At 51.4% G+C, this 26,173-nt stretch carries 22 protein-coding genes; 19 read left to right on the forward strand and 3 right to left on the reverse strand.

Annotated features, from left to right (window positions below):
• Positions 1–2 precede the first annotated feature (2 nt).
• Complete coding sequence (locus tag VA597_RS10830) at positions 3–338, forward strand: DUF190 domain-containing protein (RefSeq protein WP_128742825.1); 336 nt, start codon at positions 3–5, stop codon at positions 336–338.
• 57 nt (positions 339–395) lie between these two features.
• Here VA597_RS10830 and hcp read toward each other — a convergent pair whose 3' ends face one another.
• Positions 396–2,246 (reverse strand): hydroxylamine reductase, encoded by a 1,851-nt coding sequence (hcp, locus tag VA597_RS10835; protein ID WP_128742827.1) that lies wholly within the window; start codon positions 2,244–2,246, stop codon positions 396–398.
• Between the two features lie 105 nt (positions 2,247–2,351).
• Positions 2,352–3,023: a Crp/Fnr family transcriptional regulator gene (locus VA597_RS10840; protein ID WP_128742829.1), complete on the reverse strand. Its 672-nt coding sequence runs from the start codon at positions 3,021–3,023 to the stop codon at positions 2,352–2,354.
• A gap of 233 nt (positions 3,024–3,256) precedes the next feature.
• On the opposite strand from VA597_RS10840, the gene rfbA reads away from it, so the two are divergent.
• The 8 genes from rfbA (at position 3,257) to VA597_RS10885 (ending at position 13,787) form a co-directional block, all read left to right on the forward strand.
• A complete protein-coding gene (rfbA, locus tag VA597_RS10845) occupies positions 3,257–4,135 on the forward strand; it encodes a glucose-1-phosphate thymidylyltransferase RfbA (RefSeq protein ID WP_128742830.1) in 879 nt (292 codons plus the stop codon).
• Positions 4,136–4,147: 12 nt separating this feature from the next.
• On the forward strand, positions 4,148–4,717 hold the full coding sequence (gene rfbC / locus VA597_RS10850; RefSeq protein ID WP_128742832.1) for a dTDP-4-dehydrorhamnose 3,5-epimerase: 570 nt from the start codon (positions 4,148–4,150) through the stop codon (positions 4,715–4,717).
• Positions 4,718–4,771: 54 nt separating this feature from the next.
• Entirely contained in the window at positions 4,772–5,800 is a 1,029-nt protein-coding gene (gene rfbB / locus VA597_RS10855) for a dTDP-glucose 4,6-dehydratase (RefSeq protein ID WP_128742834.1), read from the forward strand.
• Entirely contained in the window at positions 5,797–6,648 is an 852-nt protein-coding gene (gene rfbD, locus VA597_RS10860; protein ID WP_128742836.1) for a dTDP-4-dehydrorhamnose reductase, read from the forward strand. Before rfbB ends, rfbD begins: the two co-directional genes overlap by 4 nt.
• Positions 6,649–7,016: 368 nt before the next feature.
• On the forward strand, positions 7,017–8,858 hold the full coding sequence (locus VA597_RS10865; protein WP_326975681.1) for an exosporium glycoprotein BclB-related protein: 1,842 nt from the start codon (positions 7,017–7,019) through the stop codon (positions 8,856–8,858).
• A 706-nt stretch (positions 8,859–9,564) separates the two neighbouring features.
• Complete coding sequence (locus tag VA597_RS17770; protein ID WP_442872798.1) at positions 9,565–11,448, forward strand: BclA C-terminal domain-containing protein; 1,884 nt, start codon at positions 9,565–9,567, stop codon at positions 11,446–11,448.
• A 112-nt stretch (positions 11,449–11,560) separates the two neighbouring features.
• Positions 11,561–12,664 (forward strand): glycosyltransferase, encoded by a 1,104-nt coding sequence (locus VA597_RS10880; protein WP_128742838.1) that lies wholly within the window; start codon positions 11,561–11,563, stop codon positions 12,662–12,664.
• Complete coding sequence (locus VA597_RS10885) at positions 12,651–13,787, forward strand: tetratricopeptide repeat-containing glycosyltransferase (protein ID WP_128742840.1); 1,137 nt, start codon at positions 12,651–12,653, stop codon at positions 13,785–13,787. The genes VA597_RS10880 and VA597_RS10885 overlap by 14 nt, the downstream gene beginning before the upstream one ends.
• Here the strand turns inward: VA597_RS10885 and VA597_RS10890 are convergent.
• On the reverse strand, positions 13,778–15,157 hold the full coding sequence (locus VA597_RS10890) for a glycosyltransferase (RefSeq protein WP_164919035.1): 1,380 nt from the start codon (positions 15,155–15,157) through the stop codon (positions 13,778–13,780). The genes VA597_RS10885 and VA597_RS10890 overlap by 10 nt on opposite strands.
• Between VA597_RS10890 and VA597_RS10895 the strand changes: the two genes are divergently transcribed.
• From VA597_RS10895 to VA597_RS10940, 10 genes are all read left to right on the forward strand, one after another.
• Complete coding sequence (locus VA597_RS10895; RefSeq protein ID WP_128742843.1) at positions 15,104–16,009, forward strand: class I SAM-dependent methyltransferase; 906 nt, start codon at positions 15,104–15,106, stop codon at positions 16,007–16,009. The genes VA597_RS10890 and VA597_RS10895 overlap by 54 nt on opposite strands.
• Before the next feature lie 21 nt (positions 16,010–16,030).
• Positions 16,031–17,131, forward strand: coding sequence for a glycosyltransferase WbsX family protein (locus VA597_RS10900; protein ID WP_128742845.1), 1,101 nt, complete (start codon positions 16,031–16,033; stop codon positions 17,129–17,131).
• 588 nt (positions 17,132–17,719) lie between these two features.
• A complete protein-coding gene (locus VA597_RS10905; protein ID WP_128742847.1) occupies positions 17,720–19,072 on the forward strand; it encodes a four-carbon acid sugar kinase family protein in 1,353 nt (450 codons plus the stop codon).
• Positions 19,056–20,207 (forward strand): iron-containing alcohol dehydrogenase, encoded by a 1,152-nt coding sequence (locus VA597_RS10910; RefSeq protein ID WP_128742849.1) that lies wholly within the window; start codon positions 19,056–19,058, stop codon positions 20,205–20,207. The genes VA597_RS10905 and VA597_RS10910 overlap by 17 nt, the downstream gene beginning before the upstream one ends.
• 86 nt (positions 20,208–20,293) lie before the next feature.
• A complete protein-coding gene (locus tag VA597_RS10915; RefSeq protein WP_128742851.1) occupies positions 20,294–21,217 on the forward strand; it encodes a dihydrodipicolinate synthase family protein in 924 nt (307 codons plus the stop codon).
• Positions 21,218–21,401: 184 nt separating this feature from the next.
• The gene (gene pdxA, locus VA597_RS10920; RefSeq protein ID WP_128742852.1) at positions 21,402–22,448 is read left to right on the forward strand and encodes a 4-hydroxythreonine-4-phosphate dehydrogenase PdxA; all 1,047 of its coding nucleotides are present in this window, start codon (positions 21,402–21,404) and stop codon (positions 22,446–22,448) included.
• Positions 22,445–23,419, forward strand: coding sequence for a hydroxyacid dehydrogenase (locus VA597_RS10925; protein ID WP_128742854.1), 975 nt, complete (start codon positions 22,445–22,447; stop codon positions 23,417–23,419). The genes pdxA and VA597_RS10925 overlap by 4 nt, the downstream gene beginning before the upstream one ends.
• Positions 23,420–23,457: 38 nt before the next feature.
• On the forward strand, positions 23,458–24,222 hold the full coding sequence (locus VA597_RS10930; protein WP_205703163.1) for a hypothetical protein: 765 nt from the start codon (positions 23,458–23,460) through the stop codon (positions 24,220–24,222).
• Positions 24,219–25,511 carry a lactate racemase domain-containing protein gene (locus VA597_RS10935; protein WP_128742857.1) on the forward strand — a complete coding sequence of 431 codons (1,293 nt, stop codon included), beginning with the start codon at positions 24,219–24,221 and terminating at the stop codon, positions 25,509–25,511. Before VA597_RS10930 ends, VA597_RS10935 begins: the two co-directional genes overlap by 4 nt.
• 26 nt (positions 25,512–25,537) lie before the next feature.
• Positions 25,538–26,095 (forward strand): tripartite tricarboxylate transporter TctB family protein, encoded by a 558-nt coding sequence (locus VA597_RS10940; protein ID WP_128742859.1) that lies wholly within the window; start codon positions 25,538–25,540, stop codon positions 26,093–26,095.
• The last annotated feature ends 78 nt before the right edge of the window (positions 26,096–26,173 follow it).

Here is a 26,173-nt window from a genome sequence, read left to right on the forward strand (position 1 = left end):
TTATGATAGGTCACGGGAAACTGTTGAAGATTTATATTGGGGAGTCCGCGGGTCATCACGGAGAGCCTCTTTACCATACGATTATTAAAAAAGTCAAAGAACTAGGTCTTGCGGGAGCTACCACGGTCCGCGGCATCGAAGGATTCGGCGCCAACAGCGTCATACATAGCGTGCGGTTTCTGACGCTTTCGGAAGATCTCCCGATTGTGATCGAGGTGGTCGACACGGAAGAAAAGATCAGCCGTTTGGTCGATCTCCTCGACGGAACCATCACGGCAGGCGTTTTAATGACCCTGCAGGACGTTGAAATTATAAAGTATGAGAAAGCTCAGAAGTAAAGAGCTGATCAATGCCGGGGGCCTGTTTTTCGCAGGCCCCCGGCATTTTTTGATTGATTACAGATTCAATTCTTCGTTGAGCCGGTCCAGCACCTCTTCTGCATCAATGCAATGTACGGCGCAGGCATCCGCAAGGGATTCATTCAGGGATGCCGGACAGCCCAGGCAATGCATCCCACAGCTCATTAAAACGGGGACCGCCTCCGGATACCGCTGAACGATATCGCCAATCAGCATGTCTGAAGAGATTACCTCCTTTGGAGTCTCGTTTTCACCGAAGAACAGCTTTATATCATCATCCACCGTACCGATCCCGGCGATGCCGAAATTTTCAGTCAGGACCTTGGCCACATTGGGAGAGAGAAATGCCGGAAGCGTCGGTCCAAGGTGAATGTTTTTTACGCCCAGAGACAGCAGCGCCAGCAGAACGATGACGGCTTTTTGCTCGTACCACGCGATGTTGTAAACGATCGGCAAATCGTTGACGTCACTGAGCTGAAAAATTTCCTTCAGCTTCAGCGCAATCACCGCAAGAGAATAGGAATCGTTGCACTGGCCCGCGTCCAAAACGCGCGGAATTCCGCCGATGTCTCCAAGATCGAGCTTGTTGTACTTATATTTCGCGCAGCCCGCGGTGAGGATGACCGTATCTTTGGGAAGAGCTTTCGCAAAATCGGTATAGTAATTTCTGGATTTGGCTCTTCCGTCGCAGCCCGCCATGACAACAAATTTCCTGATCGCCCCGGATTTCACCGCCGCCACGATGGTGTCGGCCAGCGCAAACAGCTGATTGTGGGCGAAACCGCCCGTAATCTCGCCCTGCTCGATCTGAGTCGGGGGCGCGCACCGCTTTGCGCGCGCGATGATTTCAGAGAAGTCCTTTTCCTCCCCTACCTCACCCGGAATGTGTTTACAGCCCGGGAACCCTGCGGCGCCCGTGGTATACAGGCGGTCTTTGTAGCTGTCTTTCGGCGGGACGATACAGTTGGTCGTCATGAGGACCGGTCCGTTGAAGCTTTCAAATTCTTCCCTTTGCTTCCACCACGCATTGCCGTAGTTGCCTACAAAATGCGGATACTTCTTAAACGCGGGGTAGTAATGCGCGGGGAGCATTTCCGAATGGGTATAAACATCCACTCCGGTGCCCCCGGTCTGCTTCAGCAGCATCTCCAGGTCGCGCAGGTCGTGCCCCGAAATCAGGATGCCGGGCCGGCTGCCGACGCCGATATTCACCTTGGTAATTTCCGGATTGCCGTAGGCGGAAGTATTTGCTTTGTCCAGCAGGGCCATGCCGGCGACCCCGTATTCGCCGGTCTCGATCGTCAGCGCGATCAAATCGTTCACGCTCAGGGAATCGTCCAACGTCCCGGCAAGCGCGGACTGCAGGAAAGCGTCGACCTTTTCGTCATCCTCCAACAGGGCGTTCGCATGCTTGCTGTAAGCGGAAAGCCCCTTGAGGCCGTACGTGATCAGCTCCCTGAGGCTGCGGATATCCTCGTCTTTGGTGGACAATACGCCGACCTCGGCCGCCTTTGCGGCGAACCCTTCGCGGTTTTCGGATTCCCACAGGGCGGCTTCCGGCAGCACCTCCGGATGCGTCACCTGCGGCAGAAGCTCCTTCTTTTTACGGAGTGTTTCCACAATGCGGTCAACAATGGCGCTTTCGTCAAAGTTTGCGTTTGTGATCGTCGTGAACAGGTTCGCTGTAACCAAATGGTTCACGTCCTGTGCGACGGATTTCCCCTCCGCGCGCAGCTGCGTGGTGACGGCGGACAATGCCTTCGACACATAGACCAGCAGATCCTGCATTGCGGCGACTTCCGGTTTCTTTCCGCAGACGCCCGTTTGCGTGCAGCCGGTACAGCCAGCCGTCTCCTGACATTGATAGCAGAACATTTTGTTTTCCATATTGGATTCCTCCTCGATCTTCATTCATATGCCATTGACCGTGTTCATCATAGCAAACGCCATAAAAAAAATCCGTAACATCGGTTACGGATTTTAGAAGTTCCATCAAATATTCTGCAGCTTCTCCAAATTGGTAATATAAATTTTTTTCTTTTCAATTTTTAAAAGCCCGTCTTCCTGCATCCGCATCAGTTCCCTGGATAAAGAGGGCCGGGCCGTATTTAAGAAGTCGGCCAGTTCCTCGCGGTTCATGGAGAGCGTGACTCTGCCGGCGGCCGAACAGTTTTGAAGAAAGATTTTCGCAATCTTCTGGCGAAGCGAGGCGCAGGACAAAATTTGGACCTTTTGATTGAGCTGATACGCCTTCTGCGCCAGGATGGCCATCATGTTGGAAATCATCTTCGAGTGGCAGCCGCAGTTTTCTCCGCAGGTGTGGGAAAGAAATTCCCTCGGGATCTGTAAAACCTTTGCGGGAGTGACCGCCTGCGCATAGTGATCATATCCCTTTTTCTCCAGAAAAAGAAACACCTCGCCAAACAGTTCCCCCGACCGGCTGAAATTTGCCATGATGCTGCGCTTTCCGGAAACGGAATCATGGCATACAGCCACGGTCCCTTCCAGCAGCACGAACAGTTTCTTAGGAATGTCTTTTTGGGAAAAGATGATTTCGTCTTTTTCGTAGGTCACGATTTCCGATTTGCTGCATGACAGGCATTTTTCGACGTCGCTTTCAGACATTCCTGTAAACAGCGGGCTTTTTCTCAATTCATAAAGCATTTTCTCACTGCATCCTTTTTCTAAACCTGAATCTGATTTATGATATTCCGGCGATGAGTTCCCTCTGCCGCAGAGAGCTCCGCTTTGTTTTACTCCCGGATAAGAATATTCCGGCCATGGGTCCGCATATGTTTTGACAGCAATGCCGTTTTTAACAAAATGTGATGCTCAACATCGCGGCCCATCAACGCAAGCGCTGATTATCTGGGTTGCCGATGTCCAATGGGGGAAACATGAAGGGAATTATTCTGGCCGGCGGGAGCGGTACCAGGCTTTACCCGCTGACGATGGTCACATCAAAACAGCTTTTGCCTATCTATGATAAACCTATGATTTATTATCCGCTTTCCACACTGATGCTTGCGGGAATTCAGGAAATTCTGATTATTTCAACGCCGGGCGATCTGCATCATTTTGAATCTCTGCTGGGGGACGGCTCAAGCTACGGGATTCGATTATCCTACCAGGCCCAGCCGTCGCCGGGCGGGCTTGCGCAGGCCTTCTTGCTGGGGGAACAATTTATTCAGGGAAATCCGTGTGCCATGATCCTCGGCGACAACATTTTTTATGGGAGCGGACTGATTCGCCATTTACGCAGGGCCGCCCAGACAGAAAAAGGAGCGACGGTCTTCGGATATTACGTCGACAATCCGCAGCGGTTCGGCATCGTGGAATTCGATCAGACAGGAAAAGCCGTTTCTCTGGAGGAGAAACCGTCCTCCCCCTTGTCTCATTATGCTGTCACAGGACTCTATTTTTATGACGGGAAGGCCAGCAGCTACGCAAAAGAATTAAAACCGTCGGACCGCGGGGAACTTGAAATCACGGATTTGAATAAAATCTACTTGGAAAAAGATCAACTGAATGTTGTTACTTTGGGCAGAGGGTATGCCTGGCTGGACGCCGGAACCGTCGACTCCCTTGCGGACGCAACTGAATTTGTCCGGGTCATCGAGTCAAGACAGGGGATTCAGATCGCCGCGATTGAAGAGATTGCCTTCCAGAACGGCTGGATCACCGGAGAAAAGCTGTTGGCAGCGGCTCAAAAATACGGAGCCACCCCCTACGGGAAGCACCTGCGGCGCGTTGCCGAGAAGAGAATTATTCATTAGAGGAGAACAACTATGACTTTACTGCCTACCGATCTTTTAGACGTCTACCTGCTTGAACCGAAGGTTTTCGGCGACTCCCGGGGCTGGTTTATGGAAACCTGGTCGGCAAGGGAACTGGAACAAGCCGGTCTGCGTTACGTCTTCGTGCAAGACAACCAGTCTTATTCTGCGAAAAAAGGAACTCTGCGCGGCATTCATTTTCAAGAAGGAGAGGTGGCTCAGGCCAAACTGGTTCGCTGCGGCCGCGGCGCTGTCCTTGATGCCGCGGTCGATCTGCGAAAAGGATCTCCCAGCTATAAAAAATGGATCGCAGTGGAGCTTTCGGCGGAAAACAAGCGCCAGCTGTTAATTCCCCGCGGCTTCGGGCACGGATTTCTTACTTTGACCGACGACGTAGAATTTTTGTATAAGGAAGACAATTTTTATTGCCCGGAAGCCGACCGCAATTTTCTTTGGAATGATTCTGAAATCGGCATTGACTGGGGAATTCAGACTCCTGTTTTATCAGAAAAAGATGCGAAGGCGCCAAGATTTTGTGATTGCGGCGCCAATTTCATTTATCAGCCGGAGAGAAGGGATTGACCTGCAACCCCGGCATGTAATCAATCTCAGATCGATTTGTTCGGAGGGATTGCTTTGAAAATCGCAGTAACCGGAGGGGCCGGATTCATCGGCGGGAACTTCATCCGCTATTTGCTGAAAAACCACCCGCAGGATGAAGTCGTCTGTTTTGACGCGCTGACCTACGCGGGAAATCTGGAATCGTTGGGGGACATCCTCGAACGACCCGGTTTTACCTTCCTTCGCGGCGACATCACAAACCGCAGCGAAGTCGATTCGCTGTTTGAGAAAGAGCGGCCTGACATTCTCGTGAACTTTGCCGCTGAAAGCCATGTGGACCGGTCGATCCAAAACCCGGGGCTCTTTTTGCAGACCAATACGGTTGGAACCGGCATACTGCTGGACGCCTGCCGCAAATTCGGCATCGAGCGGTTCCACCAGGTTTCGACCGACGAAGTTTACGGCGATCTGCCGCTGGACCGGCGCGACCTGTTTTTTACAGAGAATACTCCCATCAACACATCAAGTCCTTACTCCGCGTCAAAAGCCTCCGCCGATCTTTTGGCGATGGCTTATCACCGCACGTATCAGGTCCCCGTCACCATTTCCCGCTGCTCCAATAATTACGGGCCCTATCAGTTTCCGGAAAAACTGATTCCGCTCATGATCGCAAACGCGCTTCAGGAGCTGCCTCTTCCGGTCTACGGAAAAGGCGCGAATATCCGTGACTGGCTGTACGTGGAAGATCATTGTTCCGCCATCGACCTTATCCTTCGAAAAGGAAAAGCCGGCGAAATTTACAATATCGGCGGTCATAACGAGCGCGCAAACCTTCAGGTTGTAAAGGCGGTTCTCCGCGAGCTTGACAAACCGGAAAGCCTGATCCGGTTTGTCACAGACCGCCCCGGCCACGACCTGCGGTACGCCATCGACCCAACTAAGATTCACCGGGAACTCGGCTGGCTGCCAACGACAAAATTTGAAGACGGGATCCATACAACCATAGAGTGGTATTTACACCACAAAACATGGCGGGAACACATCGCCACCGGAGAATACCGCGATTACTACGAAAAATGGATCGAAACAGGTGATTGCCGATGAAGATCACAGTGACCGGAGTAAAAGGTCAGCTTGGCTACGACGTTATGAAAGTTCTGCATCAGCGCGGAGACGATGCCGTCGGCGTGGATATCGATGATTTTGATATCACGGATTCTTCCGCCGTATTGTCCTTCCTTGAATCCGGACGCCCGGACGCCGTGATCCACTGTTCCGCTTACACTGCGGTCGACCGCGCGGAAGAAAACGAAAAGCTCTGCAGGGCGGTCAATGTCGACGGCACCTGCAACATTGCCGCTGCGTGCAAAAAGATCGGCGCAAAAATGGTATTTCTCAGCACAGACTATGTGTTTGAAGGGACTGGCACTCAGGCTCATGAGGTTGATGACAAAAAGGCGCCCCCTAACGTCTACGGCCGTTCCAAGTTGGAAGGTGAAGACGCCGTCCGGAAAATCCTGGCCCGGCACTTCATCGTCCGCACTTCGTGGGTGTTCGGCAAGAATGGGAATAATTTTGTAAAGACAATGCTCCGGCTTGGAAAGCAGGGCGGAGAGATCAACGTGGTGAACGACCAGGTTGGTTCCCCCACCTACACTGCCGACCTCGCTCCCCTGCTCCGCGACATGATTGACACTGAAAAATTTGGGACATATCACGCTACAAACCAAGGATACTGCAGCTGGGCGGATTTTGCCATGGAGATTTTCCGACAGGCAGGCTACCCGACAAAGGTGAATTTTGTCCCGTCATCTCTTTATCCCACAAAAGCGAAGCGGCCTTTGAATTCTCGGTTGAGCAAAAAAAGCATTGAGAAAGCAGGATTCCATTTACTTCCCGCCTGGCAGAACGCTCTAGCCCGGTATTTGAAGGAGATAAAAGAACTTCCATAATTTCGATCAAAATCAAATCATTTGGAAATTTATCGCTGGACAGGAATCTTTTTTAGATTTCCTGTCCTTTTATTGTATGAGAGTCTTCTAAAGCTAAACTTACGAAAAGAAAAAATTGTCAAATTCTACTATGTTTCATACTATGGGATAAAGGGCTTATAAAAAGTCATTTTGCCATAATGAGATTCTTATTGTCCTATGAATGTAAAACTTAACCTACTATTACAATAAAGGTGAGCGGTGATTCATATATGTATTCTTCCAGCTACCCATATTCAGCAAACAACTGTGTCCCGGACGACAATAAAAACAGATATCCACAAAGCAATTATAGTACGTATTATTATAATCAATGTCATAATAATGGAATGTCAAATTGCTGTAACCCATGCAACTGCTGCGATCCATGTCGGTTTTTAAGGTCAACGGGACCAACCGGACCAACGGGGCCAACGGGACCCGCCGGCGCCCCCGGAGGCGACACCGGACCGACAGGTTTCACCGGGCCAACGGGAGCTACCGGACCCACGGGCTTTACCGGACCGACAGGTGATCCCGGACCTACGGGAGCTACCGGACCCACGGGCTTTACCGGACCGACGGGTGATCCCGGACCTACGGGAGCTACCGGGCCGACGGGCAATACCGGACCAACAGGTTTCACCGGACCGACGGGAGCTACCGGACCCACGGGCTTTACCGGACCGACGGGTGATCCCGGACCTACGGGAGCTACCGGGCCGACGGGCAATACCGGACCAACAGGTTTCACCGGGCCGACTGGCGACACTGGACCTACTGGTTTCACCGGGCCGACTGGCGACACTGGACCTACTGGCTTTACCGGACCGACTGGTGATCCCGGACCTACGGGAGCTACCGGGCCAACGGGCGACACCGGACCTACTGGCTTTACCGGACCCACCGGCGACACAGGACCTACTGGCTTTACCGGACCCACCGGCGACACAGGACCTACTGGCTTTACCGGACCCACCGGCCTTGCCGGACTACTTGGCGCTACCGGACCCACTGGCTTTACCGGACCGACCGGCGCTACCGGACCCACTGGCTTTACCGGACCGACCGGCGACACCGGACCTACTGGCTTTACCGGGCCGACTGGCTTTACCGGGCCCACCGGTGACACCGGACCTACTGGCTTTACCGGACCCACCGGCCTTGCCGGACTACTTGGCGCTACCGGACCCACTGGCTTTACCGGACCGACCGGCGATACCGGACCTACTGGCTTTACCGGGCCCACCGGTGACACCGGACCTACTGGCTTTACCGGACCCACCGGCCTTGCCGGACTACTTGGCGCTACCGGACCCACTGGCTTTACCGGGCCGACCGGCGCTACCGGGCCCACTGGCTTTACCGGACCCACCGGCGACACCGGACCTACTGGCTTTACCGGACCCACCGGCGACACAGGGCCTACTGGCTTTACCGGACCCACCGGCGACACCGGACCTACTGGCTTTACCGGACCCACCGGTGACACCGGACCTACTGGCTTTACCGGACCCACCGGCCTTGCCGGACTACTTGGCGCTACCGGACCCACTGGCTTTACCGGGCCAACCGGCGACACCGGGCCGACTGGCTTTACCGGACCAACCGGCGACACCGGACCTACTGGCTTTACCGGGCCGACTGGCTTTACCGGACCAACAGGTGATACCGGGCCCGCGGCTGCAGGTGCAATTATTCCTTTCGCCTCAGGTTCAATTGCAACGCTTACTACTGTACTTGGAGGACTGGCGGGCACTCAAGCACTGATTGCTTTCGGTTCAAATGATACCGGAACATTGGCAGGCGGTATTATTGATATTACTGGTCTTTCCAGTATGGCCTTCAGCATGCCCAGGACTGGAACGGTCACTTCAATTGCCGCATATTTCAGTGTAGGGGCTGCCGTTTCGTTGATTGGATCTACAGTTACAATTACAGCACAGTTGTACAGTTCCGCAACGCCGGATGACACCTTTACCGCGGTACCGGGTGCTACCGTCACGCTGGCACCTCCACTTACGGGTCTTGTTGCCATTGGCACTATAACAAACGGCATAACAACAGGATTGTCGATCCCGGTCACGGATCAGACACGCTTGCTCATGGTGTTTTCAGCGGCAGTCACGGCCGGTATTGATATTGCAACAATTATAAGCGGATTCTGCAGTGCAGGACTTACAATTGTTTAAACTCTAGAATTTAAATCAGCCCGTTCCCAAAACGCTTTGTAGCTTTGCTTAACAATGGGAACGGGCTTCCGTTTTACCGATATTTCAACCTGGCAGCCGATGTATCATACTATGTAGAAACATTGGAGGATATAAAATGAGTAATATAGCTTTGCAAATAGAACGTTTAACCGGTGGTTCAGTAGCACCCACCGGAAACGTTATCTTTGATCATACTGTTTTCTCATCTGGAAATATATCATACAACTCACTGACTGGTGTTATCACTTTTAATGAAGCAGGACGATATGCGGTCAATTGGTGGGTGGCAACCCAGGCAAATCAATCCATCAACGGTACTGTTTTTTCACTATCATCCTCACAAGGAGATTTATTGGCGGGTAACTCGCCATTAAAGACAGATGAGGTGTCAGGTATTGGTATCATTGAAGTCAGTACCGCTCCCGCGACGTTATCGCTTATCAACTCAAGCACAAGTACTATTATCTATGCATCTATTGTCCCTGTTATAGCATCCCTCATTATTATTGAAGATGATGTCCCGGAAGCGGGCCCGACCGGTCCAACCGGGGACACCGGGCCAATCGGTGCCACAGGACCCACCGGGTTCACCGGGCCGACCGGAGATGCCGGGGCGACGGGTGACACCGGGCCGATCGGCGCTACAGGGCCCACAGGATTCACCGGGCCGACCGGAGATGCCGGGGTGACAGGTGACACCGGGCCGATCGGTGCCACAGGACCCACAGGATTCACCGGGCCGACCGGAGATGCCGGGGCGACGGGTGACACCGGGCCGATCGGCGCTACAGGGCCCACCGGGTTCACCGGACCGACCGGAGATGCCGGGGCGACAGGTGACACCGGGCCGATCGGTGCCACAGGACCCACCGGGTTCACAGGGCCGACCGGAGATGCCGGGGCGACGGGTGACACCGGACCGATCGGCGCCACAGGACCAACTGGCGACACTGGGCCGACCGGAAATACCGGGCCAACCGGAGATACCGGACCCACCGGGTTCACAGGGCCGACCGGAGATACCGGGCCGACTGGGTTCACCGGACCGACCGGCGACACTGGGCCAACCGGCGACACTGGGCCGACCGGAAATACCGGGCCGACCGGAGATACCGGGCCAACCGGAGATACCGGGCCAACCGGAGATACCGGGCCAACCGGAGATACCGGGCCAACCGGAGATACCGGGCCAACCGGCGACACTGGACCGACCGGAGATACTGGGCCGACCGGAGATACTGGGCCAACCGGCGACACTGGACCGACCGGAGATACTGGGCCGACCGGGTTCACCGGACCGACCGGAGATACCGGAGCGACGGGTGATACCGGGCCAATCGGCGCTACAGGACCCACAGGATTCACCGGACCGACCGGAGATACTGGGCCAACCGGCGACACTGGACCGACCGGAGATACTGGGCCGACCGGAGATACTGGGCCGACCGGGTTCACCGGACCGACCGGAGATGCCGGGGCGACGGGTGACACCGGGCCGACCGGAGATACCGGGGCGACGGGTGACACCGGACCGATCGGCGCCACAGGACCAACTGGCGACACAGGGCCGACCGGAAATACCGGGCCGACCGGAGATACCGGGCCGACCGGAGATACCGGGCCAACCGGAGATACCGGGCCAACCGGAGATACCGGGCCGACTGGGTTCACCGGACCGACCGGAGATACTGGGCCAACCGGCGACACTGGACCGACCGGAGATACTGGGCCGACCGGGTTCACCGGACCGACCGGAGATACTGGGCCAACCGGCGACACTGGGCCGACTGGGTTCACCGGACCGACCGGAGATACTGGACCAACCGGCGACACTGGGCCGACTGGGTTCACCGGACCGACCGGAGATACTGGGCCGACCGGCGATACTGGGCCGACCGGCGACACTGGACCGACTGGGTTCACCGGACCGACCGGAGATACTGGGCCAACCGGCGACACTGGGCCGACTGGGTTCACCGGACCGACCGGAGATACGGGACCAACTGGCGACACTGGGCCGACTGGGTTCACCGGACCGACCGGCGATACTGGGCCGACCGGCGACACTGGGCCGACCGGCGACACTGGACCGACTGGGTTCACTGGGCCGACCGGCGATACTGGGCCAACTGGGTTCACCGGACCGACCGGAGATACCGGAGCAGGCGTCGTAACCTTTGGTTATGTTTACGACCTGGCCACCCTTGCGACTGCCACAATAGCAGGAGGAGACCCCGTTCCATTCAGCGACAACGGCCCCTTGAGCGGCGTTACGCATACCGCCGGTGCAACCACAGTTACAGTTCCTGCCGACGGAAGTTACCAGATTAACTATGGAATCTCCATCACAGCAGGACTCGGATCGTCTATTGTGATTGAAGTCAATGGTACGCCTGACCCATCCACACAGATTTCCGCTTTGGTTACAACCGGGGAACTGAGTGGAACGGCAACTCTTACTCTTGCAACCGGCGACAGTCTGACGCTGGTGAATAACTCCGCCGTCGGTCTGACATTGTCTCTGGCCCCAAACGTCGGCGCACAATTCGATATTATTTTCTTATCCTAAAATAGTCAAATCAATTGGTCTGAAGTTGAAAACAGGAGGGCGGGCCCTCGGGAAATTTCTCAGGCCCGCTTTTCCTTTCTTTTCATCTGTTGTTGGGAAGAGGGATGCTATATTGGGCAGATATAAGATTTGTGTTTACGCAATTGCAAAAAATGAGGAAAAATTCGTTGATCGTTGGATGGATGCGGTCAGTGAAGCCGATCTGGTCGTTGTGCTTGACACCGGCTCAAGCGACGGGACCGTTCAAAAACTCAGAAACAGGGGTGCGGCCGTATATACGGATCAGATTAACCCCTGGCGATTTGACACCGCGAGAAATAAAGCAATGGATCATATTCCGAAAGATTTCGATCTCTGCGTCTCAAATGACCTGGACGAAGTTTTCGAAAAAGGATGGCGGGAAAAGCTGGAAGCCGTATGGAGGCCCTCTTATACACGGGCGAGATATTTGTTCACTTACGCATATCGAAGCGACGGCACTCCGGAGAAGCAGTTTGCAATGGAGAAAATTCACCGAAGAAAAGATTTCCGTTGGGTCCATCCGGTCCACGAAATTCTGGAATACAAGGGGAAAGACCCAGACCGAACGGTTTTTGTACCCGGGCTTGTCCTGAATCATCACCCCGACCCGGCAAAATCAAGAAGCCAGTACCTTCCTCTTCTGGAACTCTCCGTGCAGGAAAATCCAAACGACGACAGAGCCGTTTTCTGGCTCGGCAGAGAATATATGTACAACGAACGCTTCGACGACTGCATCCACACGCTGCAGCGCCATCTGAAAATGCCGTCCGCGACCTGGGACGAAGAGCGGAGTGCTTCCATGCGCTTTATCGCCGAAAGTTACCAGAGGAAAAATGATCTTACACAGGCAAAGGCCTGGCTGTTCCGGGCAATTGCGGAATGTCCTCATGTGCGGGAGCCCTACCTTCAGATGACAAGGCTGGGATATTCCCAAAACGACTGGCCTCTTGTCTATTTCATGACGGATCAGGCGCTGAAAATCACGAAAAAGACAGGAAGCTATCTGCTGGAGCCGCAGGCATGGGGTTTTCTGCTCGACGACTATGCGGCAATCGCCTGCTATTGGCTTGGATTATACCGTAAAGGGCTTGAGCACGCTCAAAAAGCCTGTGATATGAGTCCGAACGATCAAAGGCTGAAAAATAATCTGGAAATTGTCAGGCAGAAAGCGGGGGGACTCCATGAACCAGTATAAAATATGCGTATACGCCATTTGTAAAAATGAAGTTAAATTCGTAGACCGCTGGATGGATTCCATGGGAGAAGCGGATGAAATCATCGTCACCGACACCGGTTCGACGGATGGGACCGCGGAAAAGCTCCGCGCAAGGGGCGCCGTCGTCTACGAGGAAAAAGTTGAGCCGTGGCGGTTTGACACGGCCCGCAACCTTTCGCTTTCCCATGTCCCCGGCGACGCGGATATCTGCGTCTGTACCGACCTGGACGAAGTTCTTGTGCGGGGATGGAGAAAAAGCCTGGAAAAAGCGTGGGTCAAGGGGGCCACAAGGGGGAAGTACATCTATAACTGGAGTCTGAAGCCCGACGGGACCCCGGGCGTTCAATTCGAATACTTTAAAGTCCATGCAAAAAAAGATTATCAATGGGTGTGCCCGGTGCATGAATATCTGACATATGTCGGAAAAGCACCTGAAAAAGTTGTCTTCATCGAAGGTATGGTCTTAAACCATTATCCCGACGACTGCAAATCACGTTCCTCCTATTTGCCTCTTTTGGAAACCGCGGTTCAGGAAGAACCGGAAAACGACCGGATGAATTATTATCTTGGGCGGGAATATATGTACAAAGGCGAGTGGCAGAAATGCATCGACACTCTGAAGCGGTATCTGACCCTCAGGACGGCGTTATGGAATGAGGAAAGGTGTGCCGCCATGCGGTGGATCGCGCGCTCCTATTCCAAACTTTCCGAAAACGCTGAAGCCTACCGGTGGTATTACCGCGCGATCGCGGAAGCTCCCCACATGCGGGACCCATACATTGAATTTGCGCTGCTGGGCTACTTCCGCCAAGACTGGGCCCTGACCTTTTACATGGTCGAAGAAGCTCTGAAAATCAAGCAGCGTTCCAAGACCTACGTGAACATGGATTATTCCTGGGACTATACCCCGGACGATCTCGGAGCAATCAGCTGCTATTGGCTTGGGATGCTGGATCAGTCTCTCAAACACGCGAAGGCGGCGCTTTCCTATTCGCCGAACGATGAACGCCTGAAAAAGAACCTCGCTCTGATTCAAAACCGATTCAACGAGCTGAATACAAAAAAAGCGGAACCGCATGAGTCATTCCAGAATCATTTTTGATATTTTACCGAGTATAAATAGGTGCAATAAAGATAGGATTTTTTTTCGTCCGCTATATCACAAACTTTTTCGATCCATCGTTTCTCCTCCTCTGAGGGCATGGAAAACCAGTGAAAGACATAAGGATTCCGATATCCGCAGCGGTCAAAGAGTTTTTGAATATCATTCAGGGTGTAAAAGGAGCGGTTGGAACGGCTCAGCAGCCCGTTCCCTGCGTACTGCCAGTTTCCCTGTAAAAGGTCGCGAATGACGCTGTAATGCATCACATTCTGGAATTTCGCGATAACGGTTCCCCCTTCCTTCAAAAGTTTCCTGATTTCGGAGAGAAAACGCTCAGGCGCTTCCGACTTTTCCAGATCATTTCCGACCAGGATGTAATCAAAATCAGTTTCCGAAAAAGAGTACGGAAAAGCTTCTATGGGATCGGATGTCACCTGCGCAACACGGCCGGCAATGGAAGCCTTGCTCCGGTCGGGTTCCACGCCGTAAAGCAGAGCGTTGGGGCACGCGTATTTGATTTTCAGCAGGTCCAGTCCGAGCCCGCACCCGATTTCCAGCACCTTGATCCGCTTTTCCCGTTCCGGTTCGCTGAATATTCTCAGCGAAGCATAGTCCACCTCGTCGAAACAGTAAGTCTGGAAACCCCATCTCCGGAAAAAGATCTCCCTGTTTTTTGAGAGAACCGGATAAAATTTAGTCAGGTCCCTCCGGAATTCCGAACCGAGATAATGGTGGATAAAGCAGTCGTGGCACAGCATCAGCTTGTAGCCCGCCGACAAAATCCGAAGGGAAAAGTCGTTATCCTCGACATAGCCCGGCGAATACTCTTCGGCAAGCGGCCCGATCTGATCCAAAACGTCCCGCCGGATCAGAATGCAGAATCCGATCAGAAAAATCTTTTCTTCCCATTTTTCGCAGTCCGAAACATTGTTTTTTTCCGCGAGGCGCTGCATCTCGGCAAGGTCCGCATAGCTGAAATCCACGCCCTGAAGATTTTCATTATGATTGCTCACCGCGCCTGCGGCGCCTATCTTTTCATCGCTGTACAGACAGGTTCTGAGGTTTTCCAGCCAGTTTGCGGTGACCACCGTGTCGTTGTTCAGAAGCAGGATATCGCTGCCGGCGGACGCGAGAGCGATCCCCATGTTGCAGCCCTTCGGGAAGCCGACATTGCTGTCGTTTTGTTTCACCCTGATATCCGGCTGTTCCTGCAGCCACTCTCTGGTTCCGTCCGTGGAGTTGTTGTCGACCACAATGATTTCATAGGTATCCTTTGCGGTATATTTTCGGATGCTTGCCAGGCAGTCTTTATTGTATTGCAGGTTGTTGTAGGTGAGGATGATAATCGCGGTTTTTCCAGCATGGTCCAATGTTCTCATCTCCAGATTAGACTGACGGACCGCGGCCGATTGAACAGCTTTCCTTTCCGAAGCCGCAGGGACAATGATCGGATGCCACAGTCGTCACATATAATATATAAGAAAGAAATTCAATTTATAACGGAAGCGGGGATGATAACAATGAAATATGATTTTCACCTCAATATGGACGTACGGAGGTCACAGACAGTCATTCTGAAAATGGTAAAACCTCAGTCTACCGTGCTGGAATTGGGATGCTATTCAGGCATTATGACCAATTACATGAAAAACCAGTTGGGGTGCAAGGTATATGTATGCGAAATCGACTCCCAGGCGCTTCAGTTCGCCCGGCAGTTCGCTCAGGATTCCTGGGAAGGCGACATCGAAACACTGGAATGGACTCAAAAATTTAAAGATGTAAAATTCGACTGCGCGATTTTTGCCGATGTGTTGGAGCATCTGAAAGATCCGGCAAAAGTGCTGAAAGCCGCAGGAAACCTGCTGAAAGATGACGGCTCGATTCTCATTTCCGTACCTAACGTAGCGCACAATTCAGTCATCTACGGGCTTCTGCACAATCAGTTCCAATATGCAGAGTATGGATTGCTCGATCAGACGCACTTAAGGTTTTATACATATTTTTCCCTGAAAAAAATGTGTGCCGAAGCAGGATTCACCCCCGTGACAGAGGATGCTATCAATGAATACTTCCGGCCTCCCTTTGCAGACCAGCTTCCGGAATCCTATTTAAACCAAGACTTCGGAAACATTTTTCAATTTATTTTTGAACTGAAAAAAACAGAATATGTCGCGGAACATAAACTCCCGACAACAAACAAAATTTCAAACAATGCGGGTTGATTTTACAAGATGCGGCAGGAGATGTCTGAGTTGGCAAAAAGCGATTCAGCTTTACAATTTATCGCATTTTATCTCCCCCAGTTCCATCAGATCAAGGAGAACGATGAATGGTGGGGAAAGGGGTTCACTGAATGGACAAATACAAGAAAGGCGGTCCCTCTTTTTCAGGGCCACAGACAGCCAAGAGAACCCCTGAATCACAATTATTATGATCTTACGGATATAAAAGCCCTGAAATGGCAGGCCGAACTGATGAAAAAATATCATGTTCACGGCCTGTGCTTTTACCATTACTGGTTTGGCGGAAAAATGCTGCTGGAAAAGCCGATGGAACTTTTGCTGGAGCATAAAGAGATCGACATGAATTTTTGTGTTTCCTGGGCAAACGAGCCGTGGACAAGAAATTGGGACGGCGGCAGCAGGGAAATCTTAATGCCTCAAATTTACGGCGGTCCGGAAGAATGGAAAAAGCATTTTGATTATCTGCTGCCCTTTTTCAAGGATAAGCGATATATTAAAATCAACAATAGGCCCTTGATTGCATTGTATTTATCGGCTCACATAGAAAACGGTAAAGCAATGGCCGACTATTGGCAAAAGCTTGCGAAAGAAAACGGGTTCGACGGCCTGTTTATCGCTGAGACCTTAAACGCGATTCAAGGTTCCCTTTATATGGAGAACTCCGATGCATGCATCGAGTTCGAGCCTTGCGTAACCCTGTTCGGCGGGTACACGCCCTGGAGCCAGCATCGCTTTTACAAAACCCTTCATCTCTTCCAATTTGATGAAGTCTGGAAAAAAATTCTTGAACGTAAAAGCACCTATGGAAACAGGGAAAAATTCTGCGGGGCCTTTACCGACTGGGATAATACCTCCAGGGTGGGAATGAGGGGCAGTGTCTGCATTGGGAGCACTCCGGAAGGATTCAAAAAACATCTGGGCGATTTAGCAAAAAAATGCATCGCCGAAGGAAACGACAGGTTCATCTTTATCAATGCATGGAATGAATGGGCCGAAAGCGCTTACCTGGAGCCGGATAAAGACAATGGTTATCAATACTTAGAAGCGGTAAGAGATGTCTATGAGAACATCATACTAAGAACGGAAGCCCAAAATTTGTAGCAGCAATGAAACAAATGGGACACCCGGAAGCCCGAAAGCATGTCGGGCCGCCGGAACCATGACCGTTACCCAAAACAGCTTCCACCGAAGCCGAGTACGTCCAACATCCAGATTTTAAAACAAAGAAGAGGGCCTATGCTTTGCATAGGCCCTCTTCTTTGGCTCCCCGCGTTGGATTCAAGCCAACGCGGGATTCGTCCGGATGCATCCTTTCGGGCTTGTGATTTCGCGCTTCACCGCTCGCTCTTCGCTAAAGGTTCGCCGCTGACAGAGCTTCCTAACGCTCAGACCCTCTCGGATCCGGTTCATTATGACTCAGTGCGCTGCCGGATCTAATCAACACAGGCCCTTACTTTTTATTGCGCGCGCAGCGGTTGGTCAGTCGTATAAAACCGTGAGGAGCATAAACCAATTGTTCCATCTTAATTCTTATCGGCTTAAATTGTTTCAAAACGAAACATATGATATTTAAAATTGTTTATAATTAAAATTTTTATTTTGTAAAGCTATTGCAAATTTAATACTTATGTGTATAATATTTGTTTAGACAAGAGAAATGTTGAAAGACAATTACAAATATTCTAAATAATGTTTCAAATTGAAACTTACAAAATAGGGGAATTGAGAAAGATGATTTTTATTATCGCGGACGATTTAACAGGCGCAAGCGATACCGGCGTTAAATACGAAAAGAACGGGTACCGCGTGATTGTGGAAACAGAATACAATTGCGAAGACGATAAATTCCGCTCATGGCTTGAAAAATACGATGTAGTGTCCATCAACGCAAATACAAGACTGCTTTCTTCCGAAGAGGCCTACCGAAAGATTCACGATCTAACACTGCAAATTGTTCGCCTGAACCCTAAGTACATATACAAAAAAATCGATTCACTTCTCCGAGGGAATCCGGCCGTTGAACTCGATGCCGTAATTGACGCCATGGATTCCGACATCGCCCTGGTGGTCCCCAGCTTTCCGGAAAACGGACGGAAACTGATCGGCGGTGTATTAAAAGCCGACGGGGAAGCGGAGATCAACGTTATAAAGATCTTCCAGGATTTCTCCCGCTATCCGGTCGGAAACATCTGCCTTGAAGATATACGGCGCGATCCGGAAGAACTGAGTAAACTCATCGAAGCGAAACATAGGAACGGTGACAAAGTTCTTGTTTTCGATGCCACAACAGACCGAGATCTTGAGGTTATCAGCAAAGCCGCCGAAAACCTGCCGGGAAAAATTATATTCTGCGGCAGCGCGGGATTTGCAAAATATCTCTGCAGGATGGAGAAATATGCGAACTTTTTGCAGTGGGAAGCAAAAAGCGACGATGTAATACTGGTTGTAGCCGGCTCGCGGAGACCAGAGACCGCCCGCCAGCTTAAAAGCATTTCCGAGTTTTACCAAACGCCTATCGTCACGATCAACACGGCCCTTATCGGGCACGATCCGGCGGAGGAAGACCGTGAAATTGAACGCTGCCGGAACAAGATTTTCAATCTTGCTGAAAATGGGCATTCGCTGATCCTGTTCGCTGTGAGCAGCCTATTCCCCGAAAAGCCAGGAAAGCAGCAGCAGATCCAGGACAGCGATGACGTCTGCATCACGCGGGCTTTGGGAAAAACCGTGGAGGAAGTTTACCGAAAAATCAGATTCCGCACGGTGATCTCGACGGGAGGAGACACTTCCTTTCAGGTGTGCAAAGCCCTGAACGCCGATGGGATCGAACTGCATGACGAAATATCGGCCGGTGTACCCATCGGCAAGATTGTCGGCGGATCGGCCAACGGCATGACGATTGTTACAAAATCAGGCGGATTCGGCGATGGAGATATCTTGATTCGAATTATCAGCTATCTCAAAAATTTAAGCGACGCCTTATCCACTTTGAAAATCAAACGATCAGAAAAGAAGGAGAAAAGCAATGAACTACAAAATTAAAATGCCCTCTTCTGTTTATGGAGGATCCGACAGCATTCAGATCCTCTCAGGAATAGTCAAGCAAAGAAAAATTGAAAATGTGCTTTTGTTTACCGATCCAGGTGTACATACATGCGGTGTACTCAAGCCGGCAACGGACGTCCTGGACAAATGCGGCGTAAGTTATCGAGTCATCGACCACGTCGTCCCAGAGCCAACCGCAGACGACGTGCAGTCGGTGTTGGATGAAACTTCGGACATGAAATGCGACCTGATCCTTGCAGTCGGCGGCGGAAGCACAATGGATACGGCAAAACTGGTCTCCGTTCTGCGAAATTCCGAATACGGGGTCCGCGATCTTCTGAAAGACAGTTCCCCCGCGGCCAAGAAAGTTTATACTGTCATGGTGCCGACCACTTGCGGCACGGGGTCGGAAGCAACCTGCAACGCGATCGTTGCCGTTCCGGAGGAAAAACTGAAAGTCGGTATTGTCAGCGATGAAATGATTCCCGACGCCGTTATTTTGGACCCCGCAATGATTGCCGGCCTGCCCCCGAAAATCATCGCATCGAGCGGAATTGACGCGCTGGCCCATTGTGTGGAATGCTACACTTCCAATAAGGCAAATCATTTCAGCGACGTCTTTGCACTGGCGGGTGCAAAACTGATTTTCGGCAACATTGAAAGGGCTTATGCGGAACCGGACGATATACAGGCTAAAAACAACATGCTGATTGGCGCTTTTTACGGAGGCGTAGCGATTACCTCGTCTGGAACTACTGCGGTCCACGCGCTCTCCTACCCGTTGGGGGGAGCTTACCATATTGCTCACGGCGTTTCCAACGCCATTTTGTTTGCCCCTGTTATGAAACATAACATGTCCGCATGCGCGGACAGGCTTGCGGCCATATGCGACGCGATCGAACCGGCATTTTCAAAAAGGTCGGAAACAGAACGCTCCGGCCGCGTCATTGACCGGATCAGCGAAATTGTGGCGTTCACAAAGATTCCGAAATCGCTGAAAAGTTTTGGCGTACCGGCTTCCGATCTCGATTTTCTTGTGGATTCGGGCAGCAAAGTGACCAGGCTGCTGAACAATAACAGAAAGAAACTGAGTTTAGAAGAAATCAGGGAAATTTATCAGGAAGTTTTGTGAAAGGGCAATGGTCCGTATCATGCTCCCCATAATAAAAGGCTCTCATTCTGTTTCTACTATATAATTTTTTTAGGAGGACTAGTAAAATGGAAAAAAAATATTATGGTGTTATTCCCCCAATCATCACCCCGGTAGACGAGCACGAAAATGTCGATGAAGAAGGCTACCGCAAACTATTGGACTATTGCATAAAAGGCGGTTTGCACGGCATCTTTGTCGCCGGGAGCAATGGGGAAACCATGGCGCTGACGCAAAAGGAACGAGATCATGCGATCAAGATCACGCTTGAACAAACCAAGGGAAAGGTCCCGGTCATGGCGGGCGTTATGGATACCAGCACGCGCCGGGTTATTGAAAACATCAAACGTTTAGAGCAAATGGGAGGAACCTGCGCCGTCATTACATCCATCTTCTATGACCGCCATACTTCGCAGGATGAAACCGTCCGTCATTTTGAAAAGATATCAAAGGAAACCAACATAGACCTGATGATATACAATATTCCAATGTTTACCGGACTGAAGCTTACGCCGGAAACAATCTTTAAAATTTCTGAATTTGACCATGTGGTCGGCTTAAAGGACAGCTCCGGAGATTTCAAAAACTTTATGAAGTGCCTGACCTATTTTGAGGGTAAGGATTTCGCAGTCCTGCAAGGGACCACCGCCTATGCGATGCCCAGCATGCTGCTGGGAGCTGACGGATTTGTTCCTTCCATAGCGCCGTTGTTCCCGGAGCTTTTTGTAAAAGCGTATGAAGCGGGGCGCGACAAAAAGACCGATCTCGCGATGAGATATGATCTCCTGCTGCGCGAGACATCAAAAATACTCGGTATGACGAAAAACGCAACCGCCGCGAACAAATTTGCTCTTTCTCTGCTGGGCTTTACGGATAAACGCGTCATCTATCCACAGGACACCATCCTTCCTGAAGAGGAGAAAGCAATTGCCAAGAAGACCAAAGAAATCCAGGCACAGTACGAAGCATTCAAAAAAAACCTTCAGGGTTAAACCATACGCAACGGAATCATCATTAAAAGTGATTTCATCGGCCGCAGAAAAAGCACGAAATTGCCGCGCAAAAAATACTTTGCTCCGCCAGAGGTTCGCCACTGGCGGAGCAAAAGCGAAAAATTGCGGGTGTCTGACAGGCCTATGATCTTTGCTTTCGTTTCTGGACGTTAGGAGGTATAAAGTGAACAGCAAACCAATCATTGGCATTACGATGGGTGATCCCGCGGGCTGCGGCCCGGAAATTACCATTCGCGCGCTGGCCAAAAAGGAAATTTACGACCGGTGCAGACCTCTGGTCGTTGGAGATATTCAGTGTATGCGGGACGCATTGCGCGTAACCAATCATCCTGAAATTAAGTTAAATCGGGTGTCCAAACCTTCCGAGGGCAAATATGAATTCGGCAGTGTGGACGTGCTCCATTTGGATCTTGTCGACATGGGCAAATTCCAGTACGGAAAGGTCAGCGCAATGTGCGGAAACGCTGCGTTTCAGTGCGTAAAAAAAGTCATCGACCTAGCGATGAAAGGAGAGATTGACGCAACTGTAACCAATGCGCTGAACAAAGAAGCTATGAACCTGGCGGGGCACCATTTTGACGGGCACACGGAAATTTATGCCCAATATACCGGTACGGAAAAATACGCAATGATGCTGGCGAACGATAATTTGCGTGTGATCCATGTTTCAACTCATGTTTCTATGCGGGAGGCCTGCGGCCGAGTCAAAAGGCAAAGAGTTCTGGATGTTATCCGTCTTGCCGATCAGGGATGCAGAGCGCTCGACATAGAAAGGCCGAAGGTTGGGGTTTGCGGCCTGAACCCTCACGCCGGTGAAGACGGCATGTTCGGCCGCGAGGAAATTGATGAGATCATGCCGGCTATCCGGGACGCTCAGGCTGAGGGAATCAACGCGATCGGCCCTCTTCCTCCCGACACCGCATTTTCCAAAGCCTTAGGCGGCTGGTATGACATCGTGGTCTGCATGTATCACGACCAGGGGCATATTCCTCTCAAGGTGATCGGGTTCGTCTATAACAAGCAGGAAAAAAAGTGGGAAGCGGTGGCGGGGGTCAATGTCACTCTCGGACTGCCCATTATCCGCGTCAGCGTTGACCATGGCACCGCTTTCGGCCACGCCGGAACCGGCGTGGCAAACGAACTGAGCCTGGTCAATTCGATCGATTACGCATTGCGCATGGCGCAGCATCGCAAGGAGGTAAAAGCATGAAATTTGTCATGACTCAGGCCGTTTGCAAGGAAGGCCTCGCCTTGCTGGACGGCGCGGCGGACATTTACATCGCGGATAATCCGGATCCGAACCAGTACCTGGACCAGATGAAGAACGCGGATGCACTGATTGTGCGCATCGCCAAATGTGACGGGCATGCGATTGAAAACAGCCCGAACCTGAAGGTAATCGGCCGTCCAGGGGTCGGCTACGACAGCGTGGACGTAAAGAAAGCGACGGAGCTGGGCATTCCTGTCGTAATCACTCCGGGAGCGAACAGCCGCAGCGTCGCGGAGCACGCGGTCGCCATGATGTTTTCTCTTGCCAAGAATCTCTATGAAGGGCAAGTGGAAATGGGAAAAGGCAACTGGAAAATCCGGGACGCACACAAAGCATTTGAATTGGAAGGAAAGAAGATCGGCATCGTCGGTTTAGGTGCCATCGGCCATGAGGTATTGAAGATCTGCACCGGCTGCGGCATGACGGCCGCGGGGTATGATCCGTTTCTCAGCAGGGAACAGATCGAAGACATGGGCGCCGTTTATTATGAAGACTATCGCGACCTGCTGAAAGACTGCGACGTTGTCACTTTGCACGTGCCTTTGAACGATAAAACCCGAGACATGATCGGAAAACCTGAACTGGACAGCATGAAGCCGACAGCCCTGCTGATCAACTGCAGCAGAGGGGGAATCGTGAATGAAAGTGATTTGGCCGAAGCTTTGCGGCAAGGGAGCATTGCCGGAGCCGGTCTGGATGTTTTCTGCAGCGAGCCTCCCAGTCCGGACGGTCAACTGATGAATGCGCCAAATCTGATTTTCAGTCCTCATTCCGCCGCACAGACACGAGAAGCGGTTATCAAAATGGCCACCATGTGCGTAAAAGGCTGCCTTACCGTCTGCCGCGGTGAAAAATGGCCCTATGTCGCGGACAGATCCGTTTACAATCATCCGAAATGGAGCAATAAATAACTACTGCAGGAAACGGTTCGATGGGGGAGGTTTTCGGGATGGAAGGATGCTTAGAAAGTCTGCAGAAAGCACGCAGGCAGATGCTGACGGCCAATATCGCTTATTTTCTTGCTTTGCTGGCCGCCGGCCTTCTGATTTTGTATCTGACGGACGAAAGGTTGCGATATCTGGGCATCGCGGTCTGCATTTCTGTGTATTTGACGGTGGTACGCCCACTGGGCAAGCGGTATAGGTTAAGCATCCGTGAGGCTGTTTTAAAAAATATCTTCGGTAAAAAGTTAAAGGACTATACCTACGAGCCGGGCCGAGGAATACAAAAAAGACAAGTCGCCGATACGGACCTTTTCCCCATGAAATCCGACAAGGCTTTTTTGAGCAGGGAGCTGGTCTGCGGCTCTTCTGGAAATTGCAGCGTTGAAATTGCGGATGTTGCTTTCCCGATTTGTATTGATCGCCAAAATGAGATGTTCAACGGCTGTTTTATCCAAGTCGAGTTCCAGAAAACCATTCATTCCAGCGTTTGCATAAAGGCGGGTAATGTTGAAGAAGAACGTGAAATAACGTACCGGACGGATAAATTTTTAAAAAAATTGGCCTCTGAATACGGCAATATCTATTTGAGGGTACAGGAAAACAAGCTTACCATGCTTTGCCGCGGAAAATTTTTAGGATTTCGCATCAATCCGCTGTATCCCGTTACGAGTGAACTGTTTTTATTTGACCCGCTACCGGAATTTAAAAAAGCAATGGATTTGGTTCAGCTTATGTCAAATGCAAGCGAAATTGAAAGGGATGCATCATGAAAATTAAGGAACAGTCTGAGATTCGCAAAATACTTTCCGGTATTGAACTGCCAAAGATGTGTCTGGTACGGCAGAAGTTCGATGCGGACCATATTGAAGACGTTGCGGGATATATGCATGCAATACTCCAGAATGACGAATTCGGAAGCCGGATCAAACCCGGCATGAAAGTGGTTTTAACGGGAAGCAGCCGCCAGATTGCGAACGCGAATGTGATTTTGAGGGAACTGGCCTCGTTCGTAAAGCTGCACGGAGGCGATCCCTGTATTATCCCGGCAATGGGCAGTCACGGCGGCGCAACTGCCGAAGGTCAGAAAGCGATTCTGGCGAGCCTCGGCATTACGGAGAACTTTTGTGGCTGCCCGATCTGTTCCAGTATGGAAACAAAGCTGGTCGGGCATCTGGAGAACGGCGATCCCGTTTACACAGACAAATTTGCAGCCGATGCCGACGCTGTTATTGTGGTAGGGCGCATCAAGGCGCATACTGCATTCCGCGGGGAATACGAATCCGGGCTGATCAAGATGATGGCAATCGGCATGGGAAAGCGCCAGGGTGCGGATTCTCTTCACAGCGCTGGCTTCGGAAAATTTGCGGAGCGCCTGCCGGCTTACGCAAAAGTAGTATTTGATGCTTGCAATATTATTTTTGGCGTTGGTATTATCGAAAATTCTTTTGACCAGACCTGCCGCATCGAACTGCTGAAACGCGAGGAAATCTTTAAAAAGGAACCCGCCCTTTTACGGTATGCCAAGGGCAGAATGCCGAAAATATTCTTTCCAGAGGCCGACGTCCTGATCGTGCATGAGATTGGGAAAAACTTCTCCGGGAGCGGTATGGACCCAAATGTGACGGGAACGTTTGCTACACCCTATTGTTCCGGCGGACTGAAAAAGCAGCGCACAGTCGTTTTGGATATCAGCGACGAATCTCACGGGAGCTTCGTCGGGCTTGGAATGGCCGACACAACCACCAACCGCACGTTTGAAAAGCTGGATACCAATGCAGCCTATTTCAATATGCTTACTTCCACGGTACTGAGCGTAGGAAAAATACCAATGATCCTCGAGAACGATAAAATGGCGATCCAGGCGGCCATCAAGACGCTGACCGGGATCGATAAAAACAAGGTGCGCATCGTGTACATTAAAAACACTTTGTCACTCCAGACGATTATGATTTCAGAAACCATGCTTGATGAAGCAAGGCTCAACGAACATGTGGATGTTCTGGAAGAACCCCGCAGATTCAGATTCGACAAAGAAGACAATCTCATAGATTTTGCATAAGATTTTTTGAAGGGAGGAGACAAGTAATGAAGCAGAAAAGCTGTAAGATTGACATTGTCCCGGGTATTGTTCTGGCTCTGTCTTCCATTTTCTATCTTTTACAGATTCCCAAAATTAATGCGTTCAAGGGCACCGGAGCAACGCCGCTGGATAATCATTTCGTCCCCGGGCTGTGGGGAGGCGTCATGCTGGTCCTCGCACTTTTCCTGATTTTCCGCGGTTGGAGGAACAGCAAAAGATTTGCGAAGCCGGCTGCTTCGGACAGTTCCGCCGTCCAGGAGAAATCCGCGGCGCCGGCGGAGCCTTTCTGGAAGAAGCTTTGGGAAAGTATTTGGGACAGGCGTGAGGTCGTCGGCAGTTTCATTTTGATGACGCTCTATGTGGCGCTGATGGAATCGGTTGGGTTTATCATTACCACGATCGTATACCTGTTTCTGCAAATCCTGCTTCTGACGCCCGTGGAAAAGTGGAAGAAAAACATCGTTCCCGCCGTGCTGACTTCCGCCGTGGTGTCGGTTGCGCTTTTCGAGATCTTCAACAAATTTCTAAATGTTCTGCTGCCCAGCGGAATCTTCAGCCTATGAGGGACCGACAAACATTTTCCGGACATTCGGAAATTTTAAAAATCCAATTCTATCGTTAAGGAGGAAAATTGAAAAGTG

The organism is Caproicibacter sp. BJN0012 (assembly GCF_035986805.1).
Taxonomy (GTDB): domain Bacteria; phylum Bacillota; class Clostridia; order Oscillospirales; family Acutalibacteraceae; genus Caproicibacter.